The 14,293-nt window shown below is 33.3% G+C and carries 6 protein-coding genes; 4 read left to right on the top strand and 2 right to left on the bottom strand.

All coding sequences use genetic code 11. The annotated features are described in order from the left end of the window. Window positions 1-7 precede the first annotated feature (7 nt). The 4 genes from brxC (at window position 8) to brxL (ending at window position 11,892) form a co-directional block, all read left to right on the top strand. Window positions 8-3,589 carry a BREX system P-loop protein BrxC gene (gene brxC, locus BAMA_RS08125; protein WP_235184434.1) on the top strand — a complete coding sequence of 1,194 codons (3,582 nt, stop codon included), beginning with the start codon at window positions 8-10 and terminating at the stop codon, window positions 3,587-3,589. 54 nt (window positions 3,590-3,643) lie between these two features. Beyond that, window positions 3,644-7,231: a BREX-1 system adenine-specific DNA-methyltransferase PglX gene (gene pglX / locus BAMA_RS08130; protein ID WP_034638127.1), complete on the top strand. Its 3,588-nt coding sequence runs from the start codon at window positions 3,644-3,646 to the stop codon at window positions 7,229-7,231. Between the two features lie 62 nt (window positions 7,232-7,293). After that, on the top strand, window positions 7,294-9,843 hold the full coding sequence (gene pglZ, locus BAMA_RS08135; protein ID WP_034638130.1) for a BREX-1 system phosphatase PglZ type A: 2,550 nt from the start codon (window positions 7,294-7,296) through the stop codon (window positions 9,841-9,843). An 18-nt stretch (window positions 9,844-9,861) separates the two neighbouring features. After that, window positions 9,862-11,892 carry a protease Lon-related BREX system protein BrxL gene (gene brxL / locus BAMA_RS08140; RefSeq protein ID WP_034638132.1) on the top strand — a complete coding sequence of 677 codons (2,031 nt, stop codon included), beginning with the start codon at window positions 9,862-9,864 and terminating at the stop codon, window positions 11,890-11,892. A 122-nt stretch (window positions 11,893-12,014) separates the two neighbouring features. Here the strand turns inward: brxL and BAMA_RS08145 are convergent, their stop codons facing one another. Beyond that, on the bottom strand, window positions 12,015-12,584 hold the full coding sequence (locus tag BAMA_RS08145) for a hypothetical protein (protein ID WP_034638134.1): 570 nt from the start codon (window positions 12,582-12,584) through the stop codon (window positions 12,015-12,017). A 46-nt stretch (window positions 12,585-12,630) separates the two neighbouring features. Next, on the bottom strand, window positions 12,631-14,283 hold the full coding sequence (locus BAMA_RS08150; protein WP_034638135.1) for a site-specific integrase: 1,653 nt from the start codon (window positions 14,281-14,283) through the stop codon (window positions 12,631-12,633). Between the last annotated feature and the right edge of the window lie 10 nt (window positions 14,284-14,293).

Here is a 14,293-nt window from a genome sequence, read left to right on the forward strand (position 1 = left end):
GGGAGAGATGAATCTTATGTTACTAAGAGAAATGTTTGTTAAAGATATAAATCGAGATATTAAAGGGGTAATTAAAGTTGGACAAGCAAATGAAGAGAACGTTGCACAAGAACTAGATGAGTATGTCGTAACAAATGAGTTATTACGTCACATACGAGACTTCTACGCATCCTATCAAAAAGGTATTACTGGTCATACGGATAATATGGGTGTATGGATTTCAGGGTTCTTCGGATCAGGTAAATCGCATTTCTTAAAAATCCTTTCCTATTTGTTAGATAACAAGGCGGTTATGATTGATAATGAAACGAAGAAAGCTATAGACTTCTTCCGTGAAAAAATAAGTGATCCAATGGTTCTTGCTAATATGAAACAAGCGAGTGATGTTACAACGGATGTGGTCTTATTCAATGTTGATGCAAAGAGTGAGTCCGATTCAAAGAATCAAAAAGATGCCATTGTAAAAGTATTTAATAAAGTATTTAATGAGATGCAAGGCTTTTGCGGCTCGATTCCATGGGTAGCAGAATTAGAGCGCCAAATGGTAAAGGATGATACCTATGCCAACTTTAAAGCCAAGTTCAATGAATTATCTGGCGTAACTTGGGAAGAAGCACGTTACGATATTTATTATGAAGAAGACTCTGTTGTTGGGGCATTAGCTGCTACAACAAAAATGAGCGAAGAATCAGCTCGCAATTGGTACAACAAAGCAGAAGAAAACTATTCATTGAGCGTAGACCGCTTTGCTCAAAAAGTTCGTGAATATGTAGAAAGTAAAGGCAAAAATCATCATGTTATTTTCCTGGTAGATGAAGTTGGTCAATATATCGGTGATAACTCCCAATTAATGCTTAATTTACAAACAGTAGTTGAGCAGTTAGGTGTTCAGTGTGGTGGGAAAGTATGGGTAATTGTAACAAGTCAACAAGATATTGATTCTGTTACAAAAGTAAAAGGAAATGACTTCTCACGTGTAACTGGACGTTTTAATACTCGTTTAAGTCTTTCTAGTGCAAACGTAGACGAAGTTATTAAAAAACGTATTCTAGAGAAGAATGATGTGGCAAAAGAAACATTAACGTTACTCTACAAGCAGAAAAGCTCTATTTTAAAGAACTTAATTACATTCTCAACAAACACTGCTGAAATGAAAATGTACAAAGATGAAGAAGACTTTGTTGATATTTATCCATTCTTACCATACCAATTCAATTTACTACAACACGTCTTTAACGGTATTCGTACTCATGGTGCTTCTGGAAAGAGCTTATCTGAGGGAGAACGTTCATTACTTGCTGCATTCCAAGAAACAGCAGTGAAATATGCTAATACAGAAGCAGGAGCATTAATTCCAGCAGCATCCTTCTTTGATACGGTAGAGTCTTTCTTGGACAGCAGTATTCGTGCAGTTATAATTCATGCTGAAAACAACGAGCGTTTGAACACAGAAGACATACAAGTACTAAAATTGTTGTTCCTAATTAAATATGTAAAAGAACTACCTTCTAACTTAGAAAATATTGCAACCTTAATGGTACGTCATGTTGATCAAGATAAAATTGAACTAAAGAAAGAAATTGAAAAGTCATTAAGTCGACTTGTAAAAGAAACATTGGTACAGAAGAATGGTGATGATTACATCTTCCTAACAAATGACGAACAAGATGTAAACCGTGAAATTAAAAACATGAGTATCGATTCAGGGGAACTAATTCAAAAAATTAGCGAAGTAATCTTTGAAGAAATTTATGCAGACAAAAAGTACCGTTATTCAAAACGCTACGACTTCCCGTTTAATTCTATTATCGATGATCGTACTCGGGGTGCACAAAATAACGAAATTGGCTTAAAAATCTTAACGCCATATTATGATAATGGCACAGATTTGAATTCATCAGAGCTACGTGCAATGTCTACTCGTGAAAAAAATGTAATTGTCCATCTTCCAGATGAAACATCTTATTTAGAAGAAATGGAAGAAATTATGAAGATTCACACCTACTTAAAGCAAAAAGGTGGTTCCGTATCTTCTCAAGCAATTGAAGATATTAAAACGCGTAAAAGTCGTGAAGTATCGGAACGTAAAAGTCGCTTGAAAACACAAGTAACAGAAGCTATTCGTTCATCACATATTTATGTTAATGGAACGTTACTTCCAGAAAAAGATAAAAATCCATCTGAAAAAATAAATGAAGGATTTAAGCTTTTAATTGAATCTATTTTTAACCATTTAAATGATGTGAAAAAGTTTATCGACAATCCACGTGAATTACAAGTATTACTTGATAATAGAGATTCACAAATGACCCTTGACGGTACTAGTGATGAACCTAATATTTTAGCGCATCAAGAAGTAAATAACTTCATTACTCGTTCCTATGAACGAAAGCTACAATTAACAGTTAAAATGATTACTACTCGTTTTAGTAAAGAACCATTTGGGTGGAACGAAATTGATATTATAGGTATTATTATTAAGCTATTAAAGGCACAAGACATTCGTGTAGAGCTTTCTAGTGAGACAATCTCTTTAGCAGATAAAAATATGCTGAATTACTTAACAAAGCGTGATTTCGTTGATCGTGTACGTGTAAATAAACGTATTACTACACCACCAGCGTTAATTACAAAAGCAAAAGACGTTGCAAAAGAGGTATTTGGTATTTCATCACTCCCAAATGATGAAGATGGTGTTATGAATAAGTTTAAAGAATTATCTCGTGATGAAAAGAGCACTATTGAACTGTTACTGACACATTATTCACGTCGCTACTATCCAGGTCAAGAAGTACTTAAAGATGGATTAGAACTATTCAAAGCTATTTTACTTGTTAAAGATGCTACAGTATTCTACAACAAAGTAAAAGAAATGGAAGAAGATTTCCTTGATTATGGTGAAGATGTTGGGGTTATTAAAGGTTTCTTTGAAGACCAACGTAAGGTGTATGATGACGCAGCAAGTAAAATTGATTTATTTGATAAAAGCCAAACCTACGTAACAGATCAAGAAGCAATTAAAATTATTAATGACATTAAAAGTATTTTAAAAAAATCAGAACCGTACTCAGATATTCATAAATTACCTAGCTTAGTAACGAAATTTAATGACAAGTATGTCGAGTTACTGGAGAAAGAATCAGAACCGGTTCGTTCTGTTATTAAATCGGATTTTGAAAAGGTAAAAGAAGAATTAAATAAATATGAGTTTAAAGATAAGTTACTGGGACGTGTTCAAGAAGCATTTACAGGGTTACTAACTCGCTTAGATCGTGCCAATGAATTTGCGGATGTTATTTCAAAGAAAGTGGAGAGCGACCGTATTAAAACGGTGTTTTTTAACGAAATTTCAACTGAAATAGAAAGAACAAAACCACCAGTTGTTGCTCCACCGATAGGAGGTACTCCATCAAGAACAGGTAGTACACCAACGGTCGCAGTAAAGAAAACCAAAAATGTATCGATGCAAAACCTTCTTCCAGAAACAAAAGAAATTAAAACAAAAGAAGATATTGACGATATAGTGAAGCTTATTCGTCAAAAACTTGAAAATGAGTGGAATGAAGACACGATTATTAAATTGATTTAAGAAGACGGGGGGCACAGTCCTCCCCCTCTTAATAACCTAAAGGATGGTATAACGATGGATAAATCTGCAATTAAAAACTTTGCCACCACAGCGCGGACAAAGTTAATAGAAAACGTAAAACAAAAAGCATATGGATTGGGGATTACAGAAAAAGAAATTGTTGAGCCAGAAATGTACCAAGGTGGATTTCGTATTGGGGAGCGTACATTCAAGGAGTATCAAAAGAAACACTATAACAAATTAGTTGTAAAAATCCGTGAAAAGGGATACAAGCAAGTTGTTGAAGAAGTGGCATATACGTGGTTCAACAGACTGATTGCTATTCGTTTCATGGAAGTTAATGAATATTTACCAATTGGAGTTCGAGTACTATCTTCTGCACAAGAAGGGAAAGTAGAACCAGATGTCGTTTCTCAAGTAACAACATACGTTGAAGATTTAGAGTTAGACATTAACCTTGTATATGAATTACAAGATGCGAATAATACAGAAGAACTATTCAAATATATATTAGTAAAACAATGTAACAAGTTAAATGAAATTCTGCCAGATATGTTTGAGCAAATTGAAGATTATACGGAATTACTACTTCCAGATAATTTGTTACAAGAAGGTTCTGTATTACGTGACTTAGTAACAATGGTTCCTGAAGATGATTGGAAAGAGCAAGTAGAGATTATCGGATGGTTGTACCAAGAGTATATTTCTGAGAAGAAAGCCGTTGTAGACAAGATTGTTAAAAAAGGTGGAAAGGTATCTAAAGAAAACATCCCTGCTAAAACCCAAATTTTTACGCCGGATTGGATTGTAAAGTATATGGTTGAAAATTCACTTGGTAAAATGTGGGTGGATTCGTACGCTGATACAGAAATAAAACAAACATGGAAATACTTTTTAAATGAAGCTGAACAAGATGAGAGTGTAAAAGAAAAATTAAAAGCAGCCAATAGCTTAGAATTAAGTCCGGAAGAAATAAAATTTTTAGATCCATGCATGGGTTCTGGGCATATTCTTGTGTACGCATTTGATGTGTTATTTCAAATGTATAAAGAAGCAGGATACATAGAACGAGATATTCCAAGGTATATCATTGAAAAAAATCTATACGGAATAGACATAGATGAGCGTGCAGTTCAATTGGCTTATTTCTCTATACTTATGAAAGCAAGAAGTTATAATCGCCGCATTTTTAGACATAAATTGAGGCCTAATTTAGTAGCAATTAAAGGAAGTAATACAATTTCAAATGAAGCCATGAATTACTTAATTAATGGGGGTACAACAGAAACAGTACAAGAAATTAAAAGTGATGAAGTAGAATATCTACTTCAGACCTTTAATGATGCCGAGGAATATGGCTCAATATTAGAAATAAAAGAAATTGATTTCCAAACAATAGAGAATAGGTTAGAAGAACTTAAATATAATGAAAATATTGATGATATGTTTTCGTTAAACTATCGTGATTCCATTTTAGAATATATGCCATCATTAATTAAACAAGCTAAATTGTTATGTGGTAAATATGATATTATAATCACCAATCCACCATACATGTCTAGTAGTGATATGAATTTAAAACTAGCAAAATACGTACAAGAACATTATCCTAATTCCAAAAAGGATATGAGCACGGTGTTTATGGAAAGAGCACAATCATTAAGTAAAAAAAATGGTTATTTTGGAATGATAAACATCCCAACATGGATGAATTTATCATCGTATGAAAAGCTTAGATTAGGTTTGTTAAAATCTTCATGTATCGTTAGTTTATTACATTTAGGTAGAGGTGTTTTTGGATCAGATTTTGGTTCCGTAAGCTTTGTGTTTAGGAATGAACAATGTGAAGATTATGTTAGTCATTTTGTTAAAATGTTCGAGAAAAAAAGTTCTGTTGAAAATAACGAAGAAAAACAAAAAAGGTTATTCAATTCAAATAATCATTATTTCCAAAAACAAAGTAATTTTTTCTTAATTGAAGGTGCTCCAATAGCTTATGATGCAGATCAATCCATTTTAGACATATATGAACGAGAGAAGAAAATTGGTGATATCGCTAGCCCGAAGCAAGGATTAGCAACAGGTAGTAATGATACGTTTGTTCGTCTTTGGTTTGAAGTGTGTAAAGGGAAAATTGGATTCCATAGAACTAGTAGGACGGATGCGGAAAGCTCAAAATTACGATGGTTTCCATATAATAAAGGCGGAGAATTCAGAAAGTATTATGGGAATAACTATCATGTTGTTAACTGGGAAAATGATGGTGAAGAAATAAGGAATTTTAAAAATGATAAGGGGAAACTACGGTCACGACCACAAAATATGAATTACTATTTTAAAGAATGTATCACGTGGTCAAAGGTAACAATTGGTGGTTTCTCAACTAGATACGTTCCAAACGGTTTCATTTTTGATGTGGCAGGATGTTCTATATTCTGTAAAGAAGAAGAAATATTATATTTGTTAGGTCTAACCAATAGTAAAGTTGCAGAGAAAATATTGTCATTTTTAAGTCCTACAGTTAATTATGAAGTAGGCCATATAAGTAATATTCCAATTGTGTATAGTGAGATAGAAGCAATATCTGAAATGGTTAAAGTTAATTTAGAATTAGCAAGGGAAGACTGGGACTTTGATGAATTATCATGGGATTTTAAAGAACACCCTTTTATAACATTTAAATCACAGGATTTAAAGTTGCAATCTACATTTTGTAGATGGGATGAAATATTGAAAATGAGATTTGAAAAATTTAGATTAACTCAAGAGAAACTTAATAAAGTGTTCTTAGAATTATATGGTGTTAACTCAACATCAGAATATAACGTAAATGATAGTGAAGTTACTTTAAGAAAAGCTAATTTTGATGTGGATATACATTCGTTTATTTCGTACTCTGTTGGTTGTATGTTTGGTAGATATTCTTTAGATGTTAAGGGATTAGTTAATAGTGGAGAGATAATATTGGAAGATAAATATAGCACTTTCAAATATGATGAAGATAATATTATTCCAATAACGGACGATGATTATTTTGAAGATGATATTGTTAGTAGGTTTATTGAGTTTTTAATAATTTCATTTGGAAAAGAAAGCTTGGAAGAAAATCTTGACTTTATATCAGAAGGAATTGGTAGAAAAAGTACAGAAACTTCACGTCAAGCAATCCGTCGTTATTTCATTAGCGAATTCTTTGGTAAACATGTGCAAAAATATACTATTAACACTCAGAAGCGTCCGATTTATTGGCTATTTGATAGCGGAAAGCAGGATGGATTTAAGGCACTAATCTACATGCATCGTTATGATGAGAGCACTATAGCACAAGTTCGTACTGATTATTTACATACCTTACAGCGTAAATATGAAGCTGAGATGAATCGTCAAGATATGATTATTGACGGTGATGGAAGTTCTCGTGAGAAAACTGAAGCGAAGAAGAAGAAAGAGAAGTTACAAAAGCAATTATTAGAATGTATTGAATATGATCAAGTTATTGCTCACGTTGCAAACCAGCGCATTGGCATTGATTTAGATGATGGTGTAAAAGTCAATTACATGAAGTTCCAAAATATAGAAGTGCCTCAAGGTGAAGGGAAGAAGCCGTTGAAGGCGAATTTATTGGCTAACATTAAGTTGTAGTATAATTTAAAAATGAGTTAGTCCTTTGTTGACTAACTCATTTTTTAAAGGAGTAAATAATTATGAATTTAAAAGAAATACAACGTACATTAATGGATATGTATGAACGCCCTTTGAATGATGGAAAGCATCGTCATATTGTATTTTGGTATGATGAAGCTGGAGAATTCAAGGATGACATCCATAAATTGGAATTAGATGGTATACGAGTTTGGGAAGTAACGCCCAATAATTTATTTGCTACGAAATATGAACTAGAGAAAAATGATAAAGTTTCACATTTTTTAATTTATGGAAATATGGCAAAGCCAGCGTCTCGTGAAGATTGGTTATTAGATATATACAAGTATAGTTTTGAGTTTGCGACAGACAAAGTGACTGTTATCATGCGTGATTTAGGCGTTGATAATGATGGCTTACGGGAGTTGTTTAAGAAGTATACTAAATTCTTTAATAATAAAGAACGATACAATCTATTTGTTAGTTACAAATTAGAAGAATTTAATGAGCAGACAGTTACAATTGCAATCCTTTCAGCACTATGTAAACGGACATATGTAAGTCTAGAAGAAGTGTTAAAAGTTTTATTTGAAGAAGAGTGTCATGAAAGTAATAAGTATTGGGATAACATTGTGAAGTTTGGTGATGTAGAAGCCTTTTGGACGTTGGTTGAGAAGGTATTCGGATACGCCCATTCTGATAAGTCACTGCAAGGGTTATTCACCTTCTTCTGTATTACAGATGTTGCTGAAAGTTTAAAAGGGGATGTTCCAGCAACATGGAAGCCTTTTGTAGCAAGTAATTTAACTAATAGCGTTGTGTTTATGGACCATTTTAAGAATAATCATGAAGCCTATACAACTCTTTCTGATGAAGTAGCTAAGAGAATTGATGTTAACAAATACATGAGTGAATGGGAACTGAAAGATTATGCAGCCTGCGATACTTTTAGAATCTTTGATGTAATATTAATTGATACGTTAGCTTCTTATCTAGTAGAGGACCTTCAAGATTATGAGAACTACAAAGGGATGGTAAATCAGCGTCGTAAGTCTTATTGGTACAATGAGTATCGATATGAACTAGGAGCTTTATATTGGGCAATACAGCTTTTACAGAAGGTAAAAGACCTAGAACAAACTATTGCTTATAGTGAAGCTGAAGATATGTTTAAAACCTATTATAATGAGTATCATTTCATTGATAAGTGCTATCGTAAGTTTTATGGTGCATTGGATAAAGCGAAAGAAGTACAAGCCTTATATGGTGTTCGTGATGTCATTGAGAATGTGTATACCAATTGGTATGTAAATGAATTAGCTCTTCAATGGTCTAAAGCGTTAGAAAACAATGGCGTTAATCAGTGGGAATTAAATGGTATTGAGCAACAGCATCAATTCTATGCTAATTACATTCGTAACCACGTTAACAAGAGTGAACGTGTCTTTGTTATTATTTCTGATGCATTACGTTACGAAGCTGCTAAAGACTTATGTGACTTGTTAAATGTGGATCGAAAAGGGTCAACAGAAATTAGCGCTATGCAAAGTGTATTACCATCCTATACTGATTTAGGTATGGCCTCACTATTACCACATCGTGAGCTAACGTTAGTAGGTAAAGAGGTGCACATTGATGGATTAAGAGCTTCTAGTACAGAAAACCGAAACACAGTTTTAAATAAATATGTGAGTGATTCCATTGCAGTAACGTACGAAGAAATTGCAGATTGGAATCGTCAAAAATATCGTGACATGTTTACAGGGAAGAAAGTTATTTATATTTACCATAACACTATCGATGCTCATGGGGATCAGAGCGCTACAGAACGTAAAGTATTCGATGCAGTGGACAGTACGTTTAAAGAGTTATTGGCATTGGTAAATAATTTAGTTAATCAAGTAAGTGCCTCACAAATTTACATTACAGCCGATCACGGATTCTTATACCAACGTAGCGTCTTAGAAAACCATGATAAAGTGTTAAATGACTCTCAAGAACCAATCATGAACAAACGTCGTTTCTTATTATCAAAACAACTAGAATATATTCAGGGAACACTATCCTTCTCCATGGATTATGTCTTAGGTGCGGATTGCGGCTATTATGTTACCGTTCCACGAGGGGCAGAGCGCTTCCCGAAACAAGGAAGTGGTGCGAATTATGTTCATGGTGGATCAATGTTACAAGAAGTGGTTGTTCCACTTATTAAATTTAAAAATGATCGTAGTAAAAATAGCAAAAATGAAATTAAAAAAGTTGGCGTGCAGTTAACGAGCATTACACGTAAAATTACAAACAGTATTACATACTTAGATTTCTTCCAAACAGAGGCTGTAGAAGATAAGAAAATCCCACTTCGTTTGAAAGTATACATTACAGATGAAGTAGGAGATCGTGTATCTAACGAGAATATTATCATTGGAGACAAACGTTCAGAGAACGCAGAAGAACGCATGTTTAAAGAGAAATTCGTCTTAAAGAGTATCAGTTACGATAAGACAAAGCGATACTACTTGGTAATGGAAGATGAAGAAGAAAGTGTAGAAAATATCGTTGAACGTATACCATTTACGATTGATATTACGTTTACAAACGATTTTGGCTTTTAGCGGCGAGGAGAAGTTGCGATGGAAGATTTGAATAAAAAGTTAAATGCTTATTTTGGTGGGAAAGTTGTTCGTAAAGATTTAACAAAGAAAATAAAAGCAGGGGCAAATGTCCCTGTTTATGTACTTGAATACTTACTGGGTATGTATTGTGCCACAGATGATGAAAGTAGTATTCAAGACGGCGTAGGGATAGTTAAGAAGATTCTTTCCGATAATTTTGTCCGTCCTGATGAAGCGGAGAAGATTAAATCTAAAATTCGTGAAATGGGCCAGTATACAATTATCGATAAGATAAGTGTTAAGCTAAATGAAAAAAGAGATGTGTATGAAGCTGAATTTTCAAATCTAGGTTTAAAAGGGGTACCAATAGGTGTTCATTATATTGGTAAATATGAGAAACTTCTTGCCGGTGGTATTTGGTGTATTTTAAAAATGGGGTACTACTTTGATGAAGAAGTACGTGGTGTAAGTCCATTTACCATTGAAGGTTTAGATCCTATTCAAATGCCGAATATGGACTTGGCAGATTTATTGGAGCAAAGAAAACAATTTACGAAAGATGAATGGATTGATATATTAATTCGTTCAACAGGAATGGAACCAACCCAATTAGATGATAAAGTGAAATGGCATATGCTGCTACGTTTAGTTCCGTTAGCGGAAAACAACTATAATTTATGTGAACTAGGTCCACGTGGAACAGGTAAATCACATGTGTACAAAGAAATTTCACCTAACTCTATTTTAGTATCCGGTGGGCAAACGACCGTAGCAAACCTTTTCTATAACATGGCAAGTAAACAAATTGGACTTGTTGGAATGTGGGACACAGTTGCTTTTGACGAAGTGGCTGGTATCACATTCAAAGACAAAGATGGTATTCAAATCATGAAGGATTTCATGGCATCCGGCTCTTTTGCGCGTGGTCGTGAAGAAAAGAATGCAAGTGCATCCATGGTATTTGTCGGAAATATTAATCAAAGTGTAGACGTATTACTCAAAACATCTCATTTATTTGATCCATTTCCGGATGCGATGGCAAATGATGCAGCCTTTTTCGATCGTATGCATTATTACTTACCAGGATGGGAAGTACCAAAAATGCGCCCTGAGTTCTTTACAAATGATTATGGGTTCATTACAGACTACTTAGCAGAATATTTAAGAGAGATGCGGAAACATTCCTTTACAGACGCTATTGATACCTATTTCAAACTAGGAAACAATCTAAATCAACGTGACGTAATTGCTGTTCGTAAAACGGTATCAGGTTTTATGAAACTTTTGTACCCCCATGGAGAATATACGCGTGAGGAAGTAGAAGAAGTGTTACGCTATGCGTTAGAAGGACGACGTCGTGTAAAAGAGCAGTTAAAGAAAATCGGTGGCATGGAATTCTATGATGTTCATTTCTCCTATATTGATAATGAAACGTTAAACGAAGAATTTGTTTCCGTTTCTGAACAGGGTGGAGGTAACTTAATTCCAGAAGGTATGGGTAAGTCTGGCCATGTTTATACTATTGGGCGCAGTAAATCAGGGATGATTGGTGTATACAAACTTGAAACGGAAGTTGTAAGTGGTAGTGGAAAGTTTGAACGTACAGGCCTAGGTAGCGAACGTGAGTCAAAAGAAAGTATAGACACAGCTTTCCGCTTCTTCAAAGCAAATGCCAAAAACATTAGTGGTTCCATAAGTGTTAATAATAAAGATCACTTAATGCACATTCAAGATATGCAGGGTGTTGGTTTAACTAGTGAACTATCGTTAGCAGCATTCATTGGATTGTGTTCCGGAGCAATGGGGCGACCTGTACAGGGCCAATTGGTTGTATTAGGATCTATAAGTATTAGTGGTACAATAAACAAGGTAGAAGAGCTAGCAAACGTATTGCAAGTATGCTTTGATAGTGGTGCAAAGAAAATACTTTTACCAATGACTGCAGCCATTGATATTCCAACCGTACCAGCAGAACTATTCGCTAAATTTAATATTATGTTCTATCAATCGGCTGAGGACGCTGTTTTTAAAGCGTTAGGAGTGGATTAAACGAAAAACTGTATCAGATATCCAAGGGGATAGTACGATACAGTTTTTTATATTTGAAGAAAGAGAAGTTAATGAATAATCGATATAATTATAAATTACATACCAAGTGATTCCCGTTTAAATTATTTTAAAAAGATATTCGGAAACATCTTTTTAAAATCTAAACTTACTGCGTTTTCTTTATTATTACCATTGATGGTAAGTAGATTACTTTGAAGTTGATTTTCTTCTCTATTATCTTTATATACACTTCCAGCTACAATGTCCTCATATTCTCTTAAAGTAATCGTCAGTTCTTTTATTTTGTTTTGTTGTTGTTCAATGTTTTCTTTGTCTTGTTCAATTTTTTTTCGTGATTGTAATAGGTCATCGTAAAGGGATTGAATCACTTCATTGACGTGTTTTAAAGCACCTGACAAAGCCTTTGTATCATTACCATAACGTTCAATAATAAATTCGATATTAGGTAGTGGAAGAGGGGGTGCATCATTTTTTTTACTTAATAAAGGTGTATTTAATCGTTCGATATCTTTGCGTTTTCTTCGAGACCATACATGTCTTTTTATTCCCGTTGTATTTTCTAAGGCTGAAAAATTTATTTTTCCAGGTGTTTTTGATACATAATCTAATAAAATTTTAGTTAATTCCTCATCGGTATATTTTGGGGGTCTTCCTTTTTCTTTTTTATTCAATGTGATGTATTCTCCTTTTATTAAGTAGTTTATTTATGCAATACAATTATTCAATTGTTTTAGGTAACTTGGCATCCACAATAGCTTTTTGATTTAATAAACGATTTAATTCATTGGCACTTGAAGATAAATTTTCTTGATCAATTAAAGAGTAATTTAATTCTTCTAGATTGTAATTCATGTTTTTAGAAAGAAATGTTAACATGCTAACTTGCTCGTTAATTTTTCTTTTTAATAGTTTTGAATAGTCATTGAGCCAGGTCAGTCCTTCGTCGATTTTATCTGTCTCAGGTGAAAACAAATAATGACTACAGTGGCGACAATCCCCAGTACAATTGAAAGGATATTCGATATCAGTGCAATATCCAAAATCAACTGGTAAAAAGTTCTTTGTATCATATGTATCTTTATATAGTTTATATTTATTAATAGTGTCTCTAGTATATTGAGAGAACGCTGAGTCTGGTAAGGAAGTATTTACGTGCATTAATCTCCTATGTTTCTCAGTTAAATTATATACCCATGATTCGGTGAAATATGTAAGATGACTCCAGTAGCCTTTTTGTGTCTCTAAACGTTTATGTCCACCAATAATAGCAATGGTTAGCATATTAAAGCCTTGTAACATCATGTTGCAAAATGCTAAGTGTCGAGTATCTCCAGGAGAAATTTGTTCTATTTGATCATAATTGTACTTCTTTTTTAATATCTCGCGGTAGAACTGATCAATAAGAGAATCAAATTGTCTTAAAGGAAGAAACTCGGTATGCCTTGTACGTTCACTCCCAAAGTGTTCTTTATACATTTCATAGTATTTATAGGTAAATAAATACTGACTATTATCCTCTTTAGGTAAGAAGGATTTAAAGATTTGAACTAAATCATATATATCTTTATTAATTTGAAGTGTGTCTGTAATATCAATGTCTTTTAGTAAATTGCCTTTTTCTTTATTTCTGGGAAGGGTAATTTCATATTTATTTGTATTGTTTTTTGATTGATTTACACAATTCTTTTTAAGTTTTAGGAATTCTGTAGGGCGCATGGGTATAACAGTAGTTATTTTCCACCAAAGCACAACCGGAAAATATTTTTGTAGTTCAAACTCAGTTCCCTCAGTCAAAAATTGCTCGATCTTTTCATCAAAATATAGTATATGGCGATAATTGGGTAAATCCCTACTTTTTTGAATGTTATTAATGAAAGGAGAACAAAGATCAATAAATTTATCTGAATTAGTAATGTCGATAAAGGAAAAGAAATCAATTGTATATTTAGCTAGTTCATACCTTTTTCGATAGTTTTGTTTACTTATGTATTCTTCCAAATCAATCAGATGATTTACATTAAATGCTTTTGACATATGAATAGATTCTTTTATGGCGCGAATAACATTATGTATATGATTGATAGAAAAAAGTTGATTAATTAAATGAATGGTATAGCACTTTAAAGCGATGTTTAAATTGCTATACAGTTCTATATCAAATAAAATTCCACGGCGGTTATAGTCTTTGTCTCTTATGAACCATTTTGTATCATGAAAGGATTCATTTTCAATTATATTAGCGGTTTTCCATTTGTTGAAATTTTGTAGGAATGTTTCTATATTTTCTTTTGAGCTATGAAAACGTGTCGGCTTTATGGAGATTAAGTTAATATAGCTATCTTTATCTAAGAATTTAGTTTTATTTAGCATTTAATGAGTA

It is taken from the genome of Bacillus manliponensis (assembly GCF_000712595.1).
Lineage (GTDB): Bacteria > Bacillota > Bacilli > Bacillales > Bacillaceae_G > Bacillus_A > Bacillus_A manliponensis.

Coding starts and splice junctions, on each gene's coding strand:
- brxC (WP_235184434.1), top strand. CDS start 8: ATGAATCTTATGTTACTAAGAGAAATGTTTGTTAAAGATATAAATCGA.
- pglX (WP_034638127.1), top strand. CDS start 3,644: ATGGATAAATCTGCAATTAAAAACTTTGCCACCACAGCGCGGACAAAG.
- pglZ (WP_034638130.1), top strand. CDS start 7,294: ATGAATTTAAAAGAAATACAACGTACATTAATGGATATGTATGAACGC.
- brxL (WP_034638132.1), top strand. CDS start 9,862: ATGGAAGATTTGAATAAAAAGTTAAATGCTTATTTTGGTGGGAAAGTT.
- BAMA_RS08150 (WP_034638135.1), bottom strand. CDS start 14,283: ATGCTAAATAAAACTAAATTCTTAGATAAAGATAGCTATATTAACTTA.